The organism is Frateuria sp. GZRR33 (assembly GCF_051900425.1).
GTDB lineage: Bacteria > Pseudomonadota > Gammaproteobacteria > Xanthomonadales > Rhodanobacteraceae > Frateuria_A.
Window position 1 is genome coordinate 23,333 of record NZ_JBHZGK010000017.1, and the last position, 17,161, is coordinate 40,493.

Annotated in this window: 16 protein-coding genes; 15 read left to right on the forward strand and 1 reads right to left on the reverse strand. The window is 63.3% G+C overall.

Features of this window, described 5'->3' with window-relative positions; translation table 11 throughout:
* Nucleotides 1-26: 26 nt before the first annotated feature.
* The 12 genes from ACFWZU_RS15680 to ACFWZU_RS15735 all read left to right on the forward strand — a co-directional run bounded on the left by ACFWZU_RS15680 (nt 27) and on the right by ACFWZU_RS15735 (nt 13,826).
* The gene (locus tag ACFWZU_RS15680) at nt 27-302 is read left to right on the forward strand and encodes a hypothetical protein (RefSeq protein WP_439702455.1); all 276 of its coding nucleotides are present in this window, start codon (nt 27-29) and stop codon (nt 300-302) included.
* Nucleotides 283-1,602 (forward strand): PBSX family phage terminase large subunit, encoded by a 1,320-nt coding sequence (locus ACFWZU_RS15685; RefSeq protein ID WP_439702456.1) that lies wholly within the window; start codon nt 283-285, stop codon nt 1,600-1,602. Before ACFWZU_RS15680 ends, ACFWZU_RS15685 begins: the two co-directional genes overlap by 20 nt.
* Complete coding sequence (locus ACFWZU_RS15690; protein WP_439702457.1) at nt 1,599-3,713, forward strand: portal protein; 2,115 nt, start codon at nt 1,599-1,601, stop codon at nt 3,711-3,713. The genes ACFWZU_RS15685 and ACFWZU_RS15690 overlap by 4 nt, the downstream gene beginning before the upstream one ends.
* 44 nt (nt 3,714-3,757) lie before the next feature.
* A complete protein-coding gene (locus tag ACFWZU_RS15695) occupies nt 3,758-4,576 on the forward strand; it encodes a hypothetical protein (protein ID WP_439702458.1) in 819 nt (272 codons plus the stop codon).
* 28 nt (nt 4,577-4,604) lie between these two features.
* Entirely contained in the window at nt 4,605-5,798 is a 1,194-nt protein-coding gene (locus tag ACFWZU_RS15700; RefSeq protein ID WP_439702459.1) for a P22 phage major capsid protein family protein, read from the forward strand.
* Between the two features lie 98 nt (nt 5,799-5,896).
* Nucleotides 5,897-6,292, forward strand: coding sequence for a packaged DNA stabilization gp4 family protein (locus ACFWZU_RS15705; RefSeq protein ID WP_439702460.1), 396 nt, complete (start codon nt 5,897-5,899; stop codon nt 6,290-6,292).
* Complete coding sequence (locus tag ACFWZU_RS15710; protein ID WP_439702461.1) at nt 6,292-8,622, forward strand: putative Ig domain-containing protein; 2,331 nt, start codon at nt 6,292-6,294, stop codon at nt 8,620-8,622. The genes ACFWZU_RS15705 and ACFWZU_RS15710 overlap by 1 nt, the downstream gene beginning before the upstream one ends.
* A complete protein-coding gene (locus tag ACFWZU_RS15715; protein ID WP_439702462.1) occupies nt 8,619-8,834 on the forward strand; it encodes a hypothetical protein in 216 nt (71 codons plus the stop codon). The genes ACFWZU_RS15710 and ACFWZU_RS15715 overlap by 4 nt, the downstream gene beginning before the upstream one ends.
* Nucleotides 8,834-9,382: an aspartyl/asparaginyl beta-hydroxylase domain-containing protein gene (locus ACFWZU_RS15720; RefSeq protein WP_439702463.1), complete on the forward strand. Its 549-nt coding sequence runs from the start codon at nt 8,834-8,836 to the stop codon at nt 9,380-9,382. The genes ACFWZU_RS15715 and ACFWZU_RS15720 overlap by 1 nt, the downstream gene beginning before the upstream one ends.
* A 175-nt stretch (nt 9,383-9,557) precedes the next feature.
* A complete protein-coding gene (locus ACFWZU_RS15725) occupies nt 9,558-10,229 on the forward strand; it encodes a hypothetical protein (protein ID WP_439702464.1) in 672 nt (223 codons plus the stop codon).
* Nucleotides 10,230-10,236: 7 nt separating this feature from the next.
* Nucleotides 10,237-11,469 carry a hypothetical protein gene (locus ACFWZU_RS15730; RefSeq protein WP_439702465.1) on the forward strand — a complete coding sequence of 411 codons (1,233 nt, stop codon included), beginning with the start codon at nt 10,237-10,239 and terminating at the stop codon, nt 11,467-11,469.
* Nucleotides 11,469-13,826 (forward strand): hypothetical protein, encoded by a 2,358-nt coding sequence (locus ACFWZU_RS15735; RefSeq protein WP_439702466.1) that lies wholly within the window; start codon nt 11,469-11,471, stop codon nt 13,824-13,826. Before ACFWZU_RS15730 ends, ACFWZU_RS15735 begins: the two co-directional genes overlap by 1 nt.
* Here the strand turns inward: ACFWZU_RS15735 and ACFWZU_RS15740 are convergent.
* Nucleotides 13,773-13,946 carry a hypothetical protein gene (locus ACFWZU_RS15740; RefSeq protein WP_439702467.1) on the reverse strand — a complete coding sequence of 58 codons (174 nt, stop codon included), beginning with the start codon at nt 13,944-13,946 and terminating at the stop codon, nt 13,773-13,775. The genes ACFWZU_RS15735 and ACFWZU_RS15740 overlap by 54 nt on opposite strands.
* Before the next feature lie 41 nt (nt 13,947-13,987).
* On the opposite strand from ACFWZU_RS15740, the gene ACFWZU_RS15745 reads away from it, so the two are divergent.
* Genes ACFWZU_RS15745 through ACFWZU_RS15755 form a run of 3 tightly spaced genes read left to right on the forward strand, consistent with a single transcriptional unit; the run spans nt 13,988 to nt 16,846 of the window.
* Nucleotides 13,988-14,782: a hypothetical protein gene (locus ACFWZU_RS15745; protein WP_439702468.1), complete on the forward strand. Its 795-nt coding sequence runs from the start codon at nt 13,988-13,990 to the stop codon at nt 14,780-14,782.
* A complete protein-coding gene (locus tag ACFWZU_RS15750) occupies nt 14,772-16,418 on the forward strand; it encodes a hypothetical protein (RefSeq protein WP_439702469.1) in 1,647 nt (548 codons plus the stop codon). Before ACFWZU_RS15745 ends, ACFWZU_RS15750 begins: the two co-directional genes overlap by 11 nt.
* On the forward strand, nt 16,415-16,846 hold the full coding sequence (locus ACFWZU_RS15755) for a hypothetical protein (protein ID WP_439702470.1): 432 nt from the start codon (nt 16,415-16,417) through the stop codon (nt 16,844-16,846). Before ACFWZU_RS15750 ends, ACFWZU_RS15755 begins: the two co-directional genes overlap by 4 nt.
* Nucleotides 16,847-17,161: the final 315 nt, after the last annotated feature.

The following is a 17,161-nucleotide window of genomic DNA, read 5'->3' on the forward strand; positions in this document are numbered from 1 at the left end:
CCGTTTAACTGTCGAGTCAATTTTTCATGGCCGCCCCTGTAGGTAACTCCAACGCGAAGAAGGGCAAGGAGTGGTTCGACGCCCTGCGCAAAGAGTGTGTGCAGAAGGACGCGCTGCGGAAGATCGCCTCTGTCGTGGTCGAGAAGGCCATGCAGGGCGAGACGTGGGCGATTCAGGAGGTGGCTAACCGCTTTGACGGCAAGCCGGCCCAGGCGGTCGAGGTTTCTGGCGCCGATGGCGGTCCTGTCGAGACGGTGACGCGCATCGAGCTGGTAGACATGGATGGCAACGGCTCGGATTGAGCTACCGCGCAAGCTGAGGCCCGTTTTCACCGGCCCTGCGGATGTGCGGGGCGCTTACGGCGGCAGAGGTTCGGCCAAGACGCGCAGTTTCGCCAAGATGGCGGCGGTGTGGGGCTACAGGTTCGGCCAGGAAGGCGTAAGCGGGATCATCCTGTGCGCGCGACAGTTCATGAACTCGCTGGAAGATTCCTCGTTGGAGGAATGCAAGCGGGCTATTGAGGACGAGCCGTGGCTGGCCGCCTACTACGACGTAGGCGAGAAGTACATCAAGAGCCGCGACGGGCGCATCTCGTTCGCCTTCGTCGGCCTTGACCGCAACATCGCCAGCGTCAAGTCCAAGGGTCGCATTCTGCTGTGCTGGGTGGACGAGGCTGAGCCGGTTACGGATACGGCCTGGACGACGCTTGAGCCGACCCTGCGCGAAGAGGGCGAGGGGTGGAGCGCTGAGCTTTGGGTGACGTGGAACCCGGCCCGCAAGACTGCGCCGGTAGAGAAGCGCTACCGCAACGCCAATGACCCGCTCATCAAGGTGGTTGAGCTGAATTGGCGGGATAACCCGAAGTTCCCGGCCAGCCTTGAGCGCAAGCGGCAACGTGACCTGACCAACCGGCCCGACCAGTACGACCATATTTGGGAAGGCGGCTTTGTGACGGTCGTAGAGGGCGCCTATTACGCGGGCGACCTGACCCGAGCCAAGGCAGAGGGCCGCATCGGCAACGTCGCTCCTGACCCGCTGATGAGCTTCCGGGTGCATTGCGACATTGGCGGCACGGGCGCCAAGGCCGACGCCTTCGTGATGTGGGCGGACCAGTTCATCGGTAAGGAAATCCGCGTTCTCGACTACTACGAGGCGCAGGGCCAGCCGATGGCGACTCACGCGCAATGGCTGCGTGAGAAGGGCTATCTGCCGGGTAACACGACCATTGTGCTGCCGCATGACGGCGACCAGCACGACAAGGTTTACAGCACCAGTTACCGGACGGCGTTTGAGCAGCTTGGCTACACGGTCGTCGTGATCCCGAACATGGGGCGCGGCGCTGCCAAGACACGCATTGAGGCCACGCGACGGCTGTTCCCGGCGTTCTGGTTCAACGAGGCAGCGACGGAAGCCGGACGCGCTGCGTTGGGCTGGTACCACGAGAAACGGGACGACAAGCGCGAAATCGGCCTTGGGCCTGACCACGACTGGTCAAGTCATGGCGCCGACGCCTTCGGCCTGATTGCCATCGACCACACAGAGAACGCGCCAAGGACTGGCGTGACGTTCGACACCACCTCTTTTGCCTCGGAGTTCGCGTGAAGGAAAAACGCAAGGCTGCCAAGGATGGCGGCAACTCCACCGACTTCATGAAGGAGATGCGCGAGCGGTACGAGCGCGCCGTGGAGGCGGACCAGGAGAACCGCGAGCTTGCCATCGATGACCTGAAGTTCGTTACGGTCCCCGGCAACCAGTGGGACGAGCAGCAGCGCAAGGCCCGCAAGGGTCGCCCGTGCTACGAGTTCCCGATCCTCCGCTCGCACTGGCGTCAGGTCGTCAACGACCAGAAGAAGGCGCGTCCGGGGATCAAGATTCGCCCCGTCGAGAACGGCGATGCGAAGGGTGCGGAGCTTCGTCAGGGCTTGATCCGCAACATCGAGTCGCGATCCAACGCTGAGCGGGCCTATGACGGCGGCTTCGAGCTGCTTTCGGCCTGTGGCTTCGGTGCGTGGCGTGTCTCGACCGAGTACAGCACGGACGACAGTTGGGACCAGGACATCTGCGTTAAGCCGATCCCTGACCCGCTAACGTCCGTATGGTTCGACCCTGACGCCAAGTCGCCCGACATGCGCGATGCGCGGTATGCGTTTGTCGAGGAATCCATGAGCCGTTCTCGGTTCAAGGAGCTGTACCCCGACGCCGAGCTGGTGAATTTCGAGTCGGCCAAGGACTACGGCGATTGGTTCGGTGAGGAATCGGTTCGCGTTGCCGAGTATTGGCGGCTTGAGCCGGTCACCAAGACGCTGCTGCTGCTCTCGGATGGGCGCACGGTGGACGCGGCCGAGGTTGACGATGTGGAGCTTCAACAGCTTCAGGCGCAGGGCATCACCATCGAGCGCCAGCGCACGGTCAAGACGACGAAGGTTGTGTCGTCCATCGTCTCGGGCGCGGAGGAAATTGACGGCCCGTATGACTCCGTCTTTGACCGCATCCCGATTGTTCCGGTGTACGCCAACCGCCACTTCATCGACGGCAAGTGGGTCTGGTGCGGCATGGTCCGCTTCAGCCGCGACCCGCAGAAGTTGGTGAACTACAACTTCACCACGGGACAGGAGGTGCTGGCAAAGCAGCATAAGGCCACGCCGGTCCTGACGCCGAAGATGCTTGAGGGTCCAGGCGTAAAGGCGCTATGGGATAAGTCCAACGTGATGGACTTGCCCTACTTGCCATTCACGCCTGATCCGACCATGCCAGGTGGGCTGCCTAAATACCTTGAGCCGCCTGCTGTACACGCTGCCTTTGCGCAGTTTGGCCAGCTCGCCATTGACATGCTCAAGGCGTCGGACGGCATCTTTGACGCCTCCGTGGGTGCTAGGTCGAACGAAACAAGCGGCAAGGCCATCATGGCTCGCCAGCAGGAGGGCGACACCGCCACGTTCGACTACCAGGACGCGCTCAACTTCGGCATTCAGTCCACGGGCGAAATCCTGCTTTCGGCGCTGCCCAAGGTGTACGACACGCCTCGCGCCATCCGCGTGCTGGGCAAGGATGGCGGCGAGCAGTTCGTGCAGCTCTACCAGCCCACGCCGGACGGCAAGGTGCTGAACGACCTGTCGGCGGGCAAGTACGACGTAACGGTCACCACGGGGCCGGGCTACGACACGCAGCGCATGGAGTTTGTCGATGCGCTGGTGCAGTTGAGCCAGGGCAATCCGCTGATCGGCCAAGCGGTGCCTGACCTGATCGTTGGGAGCATGGACTTCCCGAAGGCCGATGAGGCTGCCGAGCGGTTGAAAATGCTGCTCCCGCCGCCGATCCAGCAGGCGATGCAGAAGGGCAAGGATGTGCCGCCCGAAGTGGCGCAGATGCAGGCGCAGATGCAGCAAATGGCGCAGATGGCCCAGCAGCAGCTTGGCGAGCTTCAGCAGCGGTTGCAGCAGGCCGAGGCCAAGGCATCGAGCAAGGATGCCGACATGCTCAAGGCGCAAATCTCCATGCGCGAGCTGGATATCAAGTGGTACGAGGCCGAAACCGCCCGCCTCGCCGCGATCCAGAAAGACCAGGCCGCCGTCGCCAAGCTCAACTTGGACGCCGCCGCCACGCTCGACCAGTCCCTACACGCTCATGCCGACCGCGCCATGTCGGTGCAGCAGGCAGAACAGCAACAGGCCGCACAGGCCCAATCCGCTGACCAGCAGGCCAGCGCGCAGTAACCGCACCGGACGGTATCCGGGCTATTCGTCAAGGATGACGCGCAATGAGTGATGTTGTTTCCGCCGCTGATGACGGCGCTTCGGTCGCACCTGTCGATAACGCTGCCAAGGAGCAGATCACCGATCAGGCACAGGCTCAGGACTCGACCACTGAGCAAGTTGACAAGCCCCAGGACGACAAGCCCCGCGATGAAAAGGGCCGATTCGTACCGCAGGAGCGCGTCAATGAAATTACCAGGGCACGGCGAGAGGCCGAGCGGCGAGCAGAAGCACTAGAGCGGGAGTTGGCAACGTATCGCCAGCAGCAGCCCGCGCAACATTCGTCGCAAGGCACGGAGAAAGCACCGACGCTGGCTGACTTCAACTACGACATGGACGCATGGTCGCAAGCGGTGCTTGAACACGCCGCCCAGCAGGCCGCCGTCAAGGTCGAGCAGACGTTCACCAGCAAGACCCAGCAGCAGCGCCAGCAGGAAGCCCAGCGCACGTTTGAGGATCGGGCGGCGAAGTACGCAGCCGAACACCCGGACTTTGACAAGGCGATGGACGACTTGGGCCGAACCATCCGGTTCTCGCCGGAAGTGGTCGAGGCCATCAGCGTCAGCGATCACGGCCCAGCGGTCGTGCATTACCTGGCGCAGCACTTGGACGAGGCCGACCGCATTGCGCGGCTGCCAGCCCACCTTGCCGCTGTGCAGCTTGGCCGCATCGAGGCGCAGGTTTCCACGCCCAAGCCCAAACCCGTCACCAAGGCACCCGACCCGGCACCGACGCTGGGCGGTGGCGCTGCGGCCAGCAAGGACCCGGATCGCATGACGACCGACGAATGGCTGGCCTGGCGTCGCAAACAACTTTCCAAGTAACCCCAGGCGGCACGGAGGCCGCTAACTCATGTCGAATAGCCTGCTTACCCCTACTGCGGTGACTCGCGAGTCGCTGCGCGTCCTGCACCAGAAGCTCAATTTCGTGGGTGCCATCACCCGCGACTACGACGATTCCTACGCCAAGTCCGGCGCGAAGATCGGTGACACCCTGAAGATTCGCTTGCCGAACCAGTACACGGTTCGTAGCGGTGCCACGCTGGCCGCTCAGGACACCACCGAAAGCTCCGTCAGCCTTCAGGTGGCGACGCAGAAGGGCGTTGACCTGAACTTCACCAGCGTTGACCTGACCCTGTCGTTGGACGACTTCAGCAAGCGCATCATCGAGCCGGCCATGTCGGTCCTCGCGGCCAACATCGAGGCCGACGCGCTGAACATGTACAAGGACGTGTACCAGTCCGTGTGGAATGGCGGCTCTTCGGCCACCTACAACAAGGCGCTGGATTGCCGCGTGCTGCTTCAGCGTTCTTTGACCCCGAGCAACGACCGCACCATGCTGCTCGACCCGCAGGCCATGGCGGATGTCATCAAGGACACCAAGACCCTGTTCCAGGATCAGGCGTCCATCGCCAAGCAGTTCAAGGAAGGCATGGTGGGCCGCGCCGCTGGTTTCGACTGGGGCGAGAACACCCTGCTCCCGTCGCACCTGCGCGGCGCTTCGGCGGCCACCACGGGCGACTCCACCACCTTCATCGCCGGCAACCAGCCGATCAGCCAGATTGCCGTTCCGGCTGGCGCGGGCACGTTCAAGAAGGGTGACGTGTTCACCATCGCCAACGTGTTCTCGGCTCACGCGGAGACCAAGGCGTCCACCGGCCAGCTTCAGCAGTTCGTGGTCACGGCGGACTACGCGGGCGGTGCGGGCAACCTCGCCTTTGCCCCGGCTGTGTATGTCTCGGGCGCGAAGCAGAACGTGGTCGTTTCGTCCACCTCCGCCACCGCCACGCTGACCCCTGCCGGTACCGCTTCCACCTCCGTGCAGACGGGCCTGGCCTTCCAGAAGGGCGCGTTTGCCTTCGCGACGGCTGACCTGGTGATGCCCAACGGCGTGGACTTCGCGGCTCGCGAAGTGATGGATGGTCTGTCGATGCGCATTGTCCGTGCCTACGACATCAACAACGACCAGTTCCCGTGCCGTCTGGACATTCTGTACGGCTACAAGACGCTGCGGGCTGCCCTGGCCGCTCGTTACCACAACAACTAAGCAGTAGCGGTACATGGGGCGGTTCTTCGGAGCCGCCCCTTTCTTTTGCACGGATGCAACTCGGGGCAAGGACGCCCCACCTTTTCTAGAGGCCACGGATGGCAACGACTGCGGGTGACATCATCAAGCGCGCCTTGCGGCTGTGCCGTGTCGTGGACGCTTATACGGCGGTCGATCCCAACGACGCCGCCGATGCGCTGCAAACGCTCAACGCCATGCTGGCCGAATGGCACGAGGCCGATATTGGCCTGCCCGATTACAGCCTTGCTAGCCTGACGGACGAGCTGGCATCGGACGCCGCCGACCGTGAGGCCATCGCCTACCAGCTTGCGGCCCGTCTCGCGCCCGAGTACGGCGTGTCGCTGCCTGTTGAAGTGGCTGGCGTGGCTCAGGGCACGATGGACCGCCTGCGGCTGCGGTATTTCCAGCCGGGTTGCGTGAGCTTCGATCAGTTGCCGAGCAAGCGCTACGGCTTCGACATTGAGGTTGGCTGATGGCCCGCTGGGTGCCTTTCCAGCTTGTTGGCGGTGCCTACGCCGACGATGCGCTCCCGTGGTCCGCGCAGGATTGCGTCAACTACCTGCCCGTCCCCGCTGAAAAGGCAGGGACGCGTTCGCAGTCCATGCTGCGCGGCCTTCCCGGTCTTGCGCCCATGTCCCTGCTTGGGACGGCTGCGCCGATTCGCGGCATGCGCAATGTGGAGGGCCGGCTTTTCGTCGTTTCGGGCCAAAGCCTGTTCTCCATTGGGCTGGACGGCACACCCACGGAGCTTGGCACCATTCCCGGCGTCACTCGCTGCTCGATGAGCCACAACCAGATCACGGGCGGAAATGAGGTCGTCATCTCCAACGGCCAGAGCGGGTACGTGTACAACACCGCCGCCAACACGCTCTCGCAGATCACGGACGACGGCTTCCCTGGCGCAATCAGCTTCGATTTTGTGGACGGCTACGTGCTTGGCATCGAGCCGGCCCGACGCTTTGCGTTCACGTCCGACCTTGCGGCGGCAGGCTCCTACAGCACGCTTGACCGCTACGAGGCCGAAGGTTCGCCCGATCTGCTAGTGGGTCAGGCCGTCACCCACCGCGAATGGTGGCTGATGGGCGAGCGGACCATCGAGCCTTTCACAAACACGGGCGCGGCTACGGGAACCTTCCAGCGCTCGCAGGGCACGGTGATTGAGGTGGGCTTGGCGGCGACCCATGCGGTGGCCGTGATGGACAACTCCGTTTTCTGGCTCGGCTCTGACGGCATCGTCTACCGGGCCAACGGCTACACGCCCCAGCGCATCTCTACCCATGCCATCGAGCAGGCCATCGCCCGCTGCAACATGGCGCAGGCGTTCGCCTTCACCTTCGAGGACAAGGGGCACAAGGTCTTTTACCTGACGTTCCCGGATGGACAGACGTGGGGCTACGACGCCGCCACGGGCGAGTGGCACCGCCGCAAGAGTCACAACCTTGACCGCTGGCGCATCAACTGTCTGGTGAAGTGGCGCGGCAAGTGGATTGCAGGCGACTACGCCAACGGCATCCTGTACCAGCTCGATTGGGACACGCAGGACGAGAACGGCGAGCCGATGGAGCGCCGGCGCATTACGGGCGTGACCCACGACAACCAGAACGCCATCGTCATCAATGGTCTTGAGCTGGTGGTGGATACCGGCCTGCCTCCGGGTGACGGGGGACAACTTCTCGTCCCGCCGCTGTCGCTGGCAGGCCATCTACAAGCCTCAACGCAGGGTGAAACCGTTACCTATCAGTACACCCGCAAGGGTGGAGTGCAGCCGGTCACTATCGCGCTCGCCTCTGGCGCACTTCCAACGGGGCTGAGTATCAGCGCGGCAGGAAAGGTGACGGGGACAATCACGGCAGGCGGCTCCTTTAGCTGGACGCTGCGCGCAACGGATGCCCTGGGCAACACTTGCGACCTTGACGACAGCGCGGTTGTCACCAGCACAGACATTCTGACCTACGCCACAGTTAACGACGGGTTGAACCAGACGCCATCCAGCGTGGCCGTATCGGACGGCATCATCTTCGTTGGCTGCAACAACAGCAGCGCCACGATTTCCACGGACAAGGGCGCGACGTGGACGCTCAATGACGTGACCGGCATCGTCGCGCAGCAGTCGATCACGGCAGCCATTAAGTACGGCGGCAACTGGTACGCCTTCGCCAGTGGATCGGCGGCGCGGTGCGTTGGTGACAGTTTCAGCTTTGCGGGTATCACAAGACCCGCAAATGGCGTCCCTTGCGCCGCTGAGATGGGCGGTAGCCTCTATGTGAGCCAGACTATTTCGAACGGCGCTAACACGGTCATTGCCAAGATGGCGACCGATGCTCCCACTTGGACGACTGTGGACTTCGGCGGTGCTTATGGCGAGGTTCGCGCCATGGTGGGCACCGGCTCGGCCTATCTGTTTGCCACCAGTACCGGCGTGATTGTCCGGTCCGCCGACTTGGTCACATTTACGCCAGTCAAGACCGGGACAGGACAGGTCTTTTCGGGCATGGCCTATCTTGGCGCAATTGTTGTCGCCACCAGCAGCGGCGGCACGCACTACGTCTCGACCGACCACGGCCTGACGTGGGACGCAGGAAGCGCCTCTCCCGCGCTGTCCTACGTCTGCGCCACGCCTTCCATGTTCATCGGCGCGCGGGTCAACAGCGTCTACACCTCCACGGATGGTGTGAATTGGACGCTGCGCCATTCCGCCCCGCTCACCGGCGCGGGCACGCAGTACAACGGTGGTGCGGCAAGTGACGGCACCACGGCCTGCTTCCCACGTCAGTCCAACTGGGCCACGGTGGGCACGGCATGAGCAGCGTAGACGTTCGCTACAGCCGCGATGGTGGCCGCAACTGGTCCGACTGGCGAAAGCTCGATATGGGCGAAGTGGGCGACTTCTGCAAACGCCTGCCGCTTCGCCGCCTGGGCCGTGGCTACCAATGGGTGTTCGACATTCGCGTTACCGATCCGGTACGCGCCGACCTGATTGCGGCCAGCATCATGCCTGAGGCGACGGATAGCTGATGCCTTCGATTCAACACCTTTCCAGTGGGCTCAACGTGGCCCCGCTGGTGTACCAGCTTGCCCGGCATCCGGAGCTTTGGAATCAGCACACGATGCGCACGGATGCCTACGGCACGCCGCATCGGGAAGTGGATGACATTTGGGTGCGCTACAACCCGTGGCGCAACTTCACTGGTGACGTGCAGGCGTTCAACGCGGAACACGTTAGCGAGTGGTACCCGTGCGTTCACTTCATTCCTGGCGCGTGGAAGTTGGCGCGGGAAGTCATGCGCCGCATCGGCGGCAAGACGCTAGGTGGAGTGCTGATTACCCGCATTCCGCCCGGTGGGCAGGTCAGGCCGCACGTCGATACCGGATGGCACGCAGGCCACTACGAAAAGTTCGGCGTGCAGATCAAGGGCGGCAAAGACCAAGCCTTCTGCTTTGAGGGCGTCGAGCTGCGCCCTGAGCCGGGCGACCTCTACACGTTCGACAACTCGAAGCTCCATTGGGTCATCAACGACTCGGACCACGAACGGATAACTCTCATTGTCTGCATCAAGCGTTGAGTCTGTCTCGCACGAAGAGCGCATTGCCTTCGACATGTATTTCGCCTCGCTTTGCTCCATGCAGTTTCACCCCGGAGCGGGGACGAAAGAACACCGGAAATTGAGCCTTGAAGAGTGCCGCGACCAGGCGCTCTCGATGCTCGCCCTTCGCCGTCTTTCAGTAGGGGAGTAACTTATGCCTTGGGGTGTAGCAGCCGCAGCCGTCATCGGCGCTGTGGCACAGAACAGTGCGGCCAACAAAGCGGCAAGCGCGCAGAAAAACGCGGCCAATCAGGCCATTGCGGCGACCCAACAGAATTACGACCGCACCAAGTCCGACCTTCAGCCGTACATAACGCTGGGAGGCAATGCGGTAGGCACGCTCAACGCGCTCAATAGCGGCGACTACTCGGCTTTCCACGCTGACCCGGGCTATCAATTTGCATTCGACCAGGGCTTGCAGGGCTTGGACCGCAGCGCGGCGGCTCGCGGCTCGCTGTACTCGGGCGGGCATAGCGCCGACCTGATCCGCTACGGGCAGGGCATGGCCGACCAGCAGTACGGCCAGTTCTACAACCGCCTGATGGGCCTTGCCAGCTTGGGCCAGAACGCATCGAGCAACCTTGGCAGTGTCGGCACCGGCAATGCGGCTTCCATCGGCGCAAACCTGACCAACGCAGGCAACGCGGCGGCCAACGGCTACATGAACAGCGCCAACGCCTTCAGCAACGGCCTAGGCCAGCTTGCAGGGGCTTACGGCATGTACAAGGGCCAGCAGACGCAATCGTCGTACATACCCGCCACGGGCTACCAGGACGCTCCCGGCGCAGGCAATCCGCAGTACGCCCCTTCCGACATTACGTGGTGATCTGACAATGGCAGAGCTTCAGTTCCCCAACATCGTCGGCATGTTCCAGCAGGGCCAGCAGTACGGGCAGGCCCAGCGTGCAAACAAGCTCGCTGGCCTCGCCTACGGCTCTCAGGGAGCCGACCGTCAGGCCGCGCTAGGCCAGCTTGCCGGCGTCGATCCGCGCCTCGCTTTGGGCCTTGGCAACGCCTTCCAGCAGCAGGATGCGGCGCAGCAGCAACAGGCGCAGGCGCAGGAAGTTGACCACGCCAAGAAGATCAACGGCGCGGCCAATTTCATGCTTCAGGCGGTCAAGACGGGCGACCCGGCACGCATTCAGGGCGCCTACCAGACCGTGCGCCCGTATCTCGCGGAGCTGGGCGCGTCTGAGGGCAAGGTTCCTCCGGAGCAGTTCGACCCGTCCATGCTTCCGCATATCTACGCGATTGCCGGACAGACGGGCGGCCTGCCTGAAAACAAGCCCGTCATCCTCTCCAACGGCGCGCAGCTTGTGGACCCGTCCACCGGCCAGGTGGTGGCAAACAACGCCCTTGAGCAGAAAGACCCCGAGGCTATCGCCACGCTCAAGGCGCTTCAGTCTGACCCGGCGCTGATGGCGGCTTGGCAGCGCACGCATCCGCGAGCTTCTACGGAAGGTGCTTCCATGCCTAAGCCGCCATCCGGCTATCGCTGGACGCAGGACGGAAACCTCGCGCCCATCGCTGGTGGCCCTGCCGATCCTGCCCGCAAGAGCGCAGGGGGCACGGTGGTGACCAACCCTGACGGCTCGACCACGATCATTCCGGCAGGCAAGGCCAACACGCAGGAGTTGAACAACGCCGGCTTCTATCAGCGCATGGTGCAGGCCGACAAGGATCTGAGTTCGCTTGAGCAGAAGGGCTACGATCCGACCAATCTGCGCGACAAGCTGACCGCTGGCGGGACGTTCAACGCACTGTCTTCCGCTGACGGCCAGAAGTATCACCAAGCGGCGATGAACTGGGTTCGCGCCAATCTTCGCAAGGAGTCTGGCGCTGCCATTGGCGCGGCGGAAGCAGAGCAGGAGTTCCGCAACTACTTCCCGCAGATCGGTGACTCGGATGCGGTCATCGCGCAGAAGGCGCAAATGCGGCAGGTCGTGGAAGATGCCATGCGTACGGCCGCAGGCCCGGCCATTGGTCGGGTGACTCAGTCGCAGCAGCCCGCACCCGCGCAATCAGGCGGCGTCGATGAGCTCCTGTCCAAGTACGGAGTGCAGTAATGCCGACCCTTGACCAGATCGCGCAGGCGCTCAAGGCGGCTGACGCGGCGGGCAACACGGAGGATGCGCGCCGACTGGCCCAGGCTTACAAGCAGATGCGGGATGCGCAGGCGCAACCCTCCGAAGCGCAGCCTGCCGCCCAGTCGCAGGCCAGCAATGACGGCGAGCTGACACTATCCGACCTCATCACGGGCCGCCGTCCGCCGCCGACCGTGGGCCATCAGATCGGTCGCGCCTTCGCGATGGCGGGCCGCAATGTTGTGCATGGACTCGCATCCATCCCCAGCCTCATCAATGACCCCATCGTCAACACGCTCAACTATGCCGAAGACAAGCTCGGGATTGATCCCCAGTACCGCTTTGGCACGGCGGGGCAGGCGGCCGATTACGTCCTGAACAAGGCGGGCGTTCCCGACTACCAGCCGCAGAATGGGACGGAGCGGGTGGTTGGCGATATTGAGCAGGCCATTGGCGGATCGCTAGGTGGGAGCGGCGTGGCTCGCTACTTGTCAAAGGCGGCTAGCCCGGTTGTGTCGGCCATTGGCGACACGATGCAGGCCAACCAGGGCACGCAGCTAGCCAGCGTGGTCGGCGGCTCTAGCTTGGCTGGCCTTACCCGCGAGGGCGGCGGCGGCCCTGTTGCGCAGACGGTGGCAGGACTGGTCGGCGGAACCTTGGGCGCATCTCCGCAGATCGGCGCGGCAACCTTGCGCGGGCTGGTGCGTGGCGGTGAGGCTGGGCGTCAGCGCATGCTCGCCAACATCGCTGACTTTGAGCGTGCGGGCACGACGCCAACCGCAGGGCAGGCCGCTCAGAATGGCCGCATGCAGGGACTCGAATCGCTGCTATCCAAAGCCCCTGGTGGTGCAGGCGTTATGCGTCGCGCGGCTGAGGATCAGGCGGTGCAGGTATCCGAAGGCTTGGATGCTATCGGCGGCAAGCTCGCCCCGTACTCCGACCCTGCTCGCGTGGGTCGCGTCATTGACCGTGGCGTGACCGGCGAGGGCGGATTCATCGACCGCTTCAAGCAGCAATCGTCGGCTCTCTACGACCAGCTAGACCAGCACATCGCGCCGCAGACGCGCGTGAGCGTGAACGCCACGGCCAATGCGCTAGATGTGCTTAACCAGAGCATCCCTGGCGCGCCAAGCCTTTCCAGGTTCTTTCAGAACGCCAAAATTGGATCTCTCAAGAGCGCGTTCAAGTCGGACACGCAGGGCGAGGCGGCGGCGATGAGCCGCCCCGAAGTCGCTGGCCAGGTGCAGGCGTTGCGCGACGAGGCTGCCGCCAAGTCCGCCTATGGGCAGCAGGTATCGGAGGGCACGGCCTCCGCGCTAGAAGGGCAGAATCGCGTTCGCCAGGCGCTCGGCATGAAGCCCAAGGCCGCTCCCGAGGCGGCGCCTGTGACTGCGGACGACGAGATTGCCGACCTGCTTGCACAGATGGCAGACGGGAAACTCCCTTATGAGGCCGTCAAGAAGCTGCGGACGCTCGTAGGCAACGAGCTTGAGAACGTATCCATCGTTTCCGACGTGCCGCGCAGTAAGTGGAAGGCGCTTTACGGGGCGCTGTCGCAGGATATGAAAAACGCTGCCGATGAGGCAGGCCCAGCCGCTCAGAAGGCTTTCGGTAGGGCGAACGCCTACTATCAGGCGGGCAGCTCCCGCATTGACGCGCTGTCCACCGTTCTTGACAAGAGCGGCGGCCCCGAGGCGATCTACAACGCGGCCACCTCTGGCACGCGTGATGGCGCGACCACGCTGCGGACGGTCATGCAGAGCCTTAAGCCGGATGAGCAGAAGGTACTCGCCTCGACCATGATCCGCCGCCTGGGCAAGGCCACCGCAGGCCAGCAGAACGCTACGGGCGACGAATTCAGCATGAGTACGTTCCTGACCAACTGGAACAAGCTCAGCCCGCAGGCGAAAAGTACCCTGTTTGACCGCTTCGGATCGGGGTTCCGCTCCGACATGGACGCGGTAGCACGCATGGCGGCGAACGTGCGGCAAGGCTCCAAGGTGTTCGCCAACCCCTCTGGATCGGCCTCGACCGGCGCGCAGCTTGGCACGGTCGGCGGCTTCGTGATGGCGGCACTATCCGGGAATGTGGGAACCGCGTCTGCCATTGCTGGCGCGGCTGGCGGGGCTAACCTGTTAGCAAGGGCGCTAACAAGTCCTGCCGCAGTGAAGTTCCTGGCAAGAACCTCGCGCGTTCCGCTTCAGGGGCTTGTTCCGATGCTAGCAAGCCTTCATGCGTCGGCCCAGAAGTCTAACGACCCCGGCTTGCGCGAACTGGATACCGCCTTACAGCAGGCTGTAAATGATCAAAAACGGCGACAGCAGCAGGAAGGCCAGTAGTAATAGCACTCCGATGCCGTACTTCCACGTCTGCCAAGTCGTGAAGTGCATTTCCTCGACCGCGCGCATCGCCTCATAGCGGCGATCAATCTCAAAAGCCTTACCAGTCGGTTCGTTCATTCCCAGCCCCGCCCCGTGCGGGGCTTTTTCTTGGAGCCAACATGGCTGCTTTCCGCATCCTATCGCAATCCCCCGTGTATTTCCTGTTGGACGGTGTCACCCCAGCCGCAGGAGGCCGGATTGAGTTCTACGAGGCCGGGACGACCACGGCAAAGGACGTTTACGGGGACAAGGCGCTGACCGTGAACAACGGGTCAAGCATAGCCCTTGGCTCCGATGGCCGCGCGGTGGGCGACGTTTGGGGCAATGGCTCCTATCGCGTCCGGGTGTACGCCTCGGATAACACGCTCATCTCCGACGACGATAACGTGGAGATTCCGGGCGGCTCGGGCCAAGTCCTGCCGACGCTGGCGGACGGGCAGTTCATCAGCTCGCTGGGCGGCGTGCTGGTGGCGACGGACATTATCCAAGCTCCGGACCCGACCGGCTACAGCGGCAAAATCCTTGGCTCGGACGGCACCAACTACCTGTTCCAGGACCCGCCTGCCACGCCTACGGTGCCGATCACGGTAGGCGCTGACAACGCGCAGATTGGCAATACGAGCGGAAAGGCGTTTTACATCCAAGGCGGCACGGCGACGGCCCCGGCGAGCGGCGCGTACACCACGAGCAAGGCCATCACCTTTGCAAAGACGTTCGCCACGGTGATCCATGTGAGCGTGACGCCCCTGTCCGTGCAGCCCGGTGGCCCTGTCGTGGCCTACCTGACGACCCCGCCGACCACGGGAGGCTTCACGGCGGTCTTTGACGTGGCCGAAGGTGCCAACGCCAACAACACCATCGCCAGCGATATCCCCTTTAGCTGGTCCGCGTGGGGCGTGGTGAATGTCGCTTAAGACCGACCTTCCCGGCTACCGGCAGGCTGTCGCAGAGGGTGGATCAGCCCCAATATCGCGCGCGTATTACGTCTACCTGCAAAACATCGCCACGACGGTGGATGGGCTTTCCGCAGCCTCGGGCAACGCCACCGCCCCCGAGTTGCCGATCAGCGAAAACGCCAACGTCGTCGGCGCGTCCGGGTTCTCGGTCTACACCCAGGGCACGCTCAAGAACGGCATTGTCCGCGTGCTGCTCATGGGCGACACGCAGAATCCGGGGAACACGCAGTATTACGGCAGCGGACCCACGGGCGAGCGTGGCTGGTACGCCGTCTCCGATGCGCTAGACAGCACGACCAACATCACGCTCAGCGTGGGCGCGGATGGCGTTACGACGTTCGACCTTGCCGACTTGGCGAACTCTGGCACCGGAGCCGCCCTGGTCAAGCTCACGCGCGACAGCAAGGGCCGCATCAGCGGCACCAGCTCGGCCAGCACGTCTGACCTTGCCGAAGGGTCGAACCTGTACTTCACCAATGCGCGAGCTGCGGCAGCGTCACCGGTTCAGAGCGTCAATGGGAAGACGGGAACGGTATCGCTGACGGCTTCCGATGTGGGCGCGGCAACTACTGCGCAAGGCGCCAAGGCTGACTCGGCGGTCCAGTCCATCGTCGCCGGAACGGGCATTTCAGTGGACGTCACCGATCCGCAAAACCCCGTGGTAAGCACGACGGGAAGCGGCTCCGGTGATGTAGTTGGCCCTGCTTCTGCCACAGACAGCGACGTGGCCTTGTTCGACGGCACCACCGGCAAGCTGCTAAAGGACGGCGGATCGCTTGGCGCGGCGGTGCGGACAGCGGTACTCACCGGCCTGTCCACTGCCACCAGCGCCGTCATTGCTGCGACCGACACGGTTCTAGGCGCGCTTGGCAAGCTACAGGCACAGATCACCGACAACCTGCTGCCGTCCGATTTTATCGCTGGTGGACAACTGGTGTGGGTCAACGGCACTGCGGTGACAGTGCGGGCTTGCGCATTCTATGTACCAAGCCTCGGGAAAGTGCTGCGCAGTGGAACCGATATAGCCAAAACTGGCCTATCGCTCTCGGCCAGCACGATGTACTACCTGTACGGCTACAGCAATGCCGGTACGGCGGATGTAGAACTATCGACCACGGCGCCGGCCATCCCCTACAGCGGCAGTGCGCGGTGCAAAATTGGCGACAATAGCCGGCGCTTTCTTGGGGCTGTGCTGACAGACTCCGGCGGCAGCATAACCAGCTTTTCGCACGCGGTTGCACAGGGTCGAATCGACTACCGTACCAACATCGGTCCAACGCCATTTCGCGTTCTGAGCAATGGTAGGGCTACCACGGAAACATCGCTGTCTCTGGCGGCGATCATCCCCACGGGCTCTACCCATGCAGTTGCCTTCATGTACAACTCCTCCGATACCACGCAAACAGCGCTCTTTTCGGCAAGTGACGGGGCCTCCTTGCCATCCGGCTTTGAGGGTTTCGTGGCATCTGGTACCCAGTTGAGCGGAGTGGTTCGCATGGATGCCAGCCTTGCGATTACCTATGCGTACCAGGGCGCTCCTGCCGGCTCAAACGGATTCACCGTCCGAATTGGCGGATACATTTTCGGGCGATGAGCATGTACGGATATGCGGTTACATTTCATGCGGACGGAACCACCGGATACCGCGCCATCGCCTCCGAGGCCGACCTGCTGCCGGGCGAAACCTTCGCAGCCGAGCCGCCAGCGCCAACGCTGGCTGACGTATCCGCCGCCCTGACCGCCGACGTGCAGGCATGGCTCGACGCCACCGCGCAGGGCAACGGCTACGACTCCATCGCTTCGTGCATTTCCTACCGCGGCAGCGCCGTGACGCAATGGAACGACGACGCAGTTGCCGCGCTGGCCTGGCGCGATGCCGTCTGGCAAGCCGCGTTCCAGTGGCAGCAGGACGCGCTGGCCAATCCACCCTCCACTTTTCCGACCTCGCAGGAGGTCATCGCACAACTTCCGCAGCCGGCGCAATACGGCTGGGTCGTGCATGCGCCTGGCTCCGCTGGCTGACGTTCTTTGACGCCGCCCCCTACATCGCCAAGAACGGCGATGGGCGAGGGTTCGAGGCGAGGGACTACAGCGTGCGCAACCTGTAAGCGGTACTTTCAAGTTGCCCCGCGAGTCAGGCCCTATCCGATGTAAGTCAGGCGCGGGCCGATGACCGGGGTGACTGACCCCAAACTGACCCCACGATGGCCCGTAAGCCTTGATCTTGCGTGATAGTTGTCGGTCGCTGAAAGTAGGCCTAGTCGTTGTTTTTGTTGATCTTCCCTGACCTTGACATGGTAGGGGTCACAAGTTCGATCCTTGTACCGCCCACCAAGA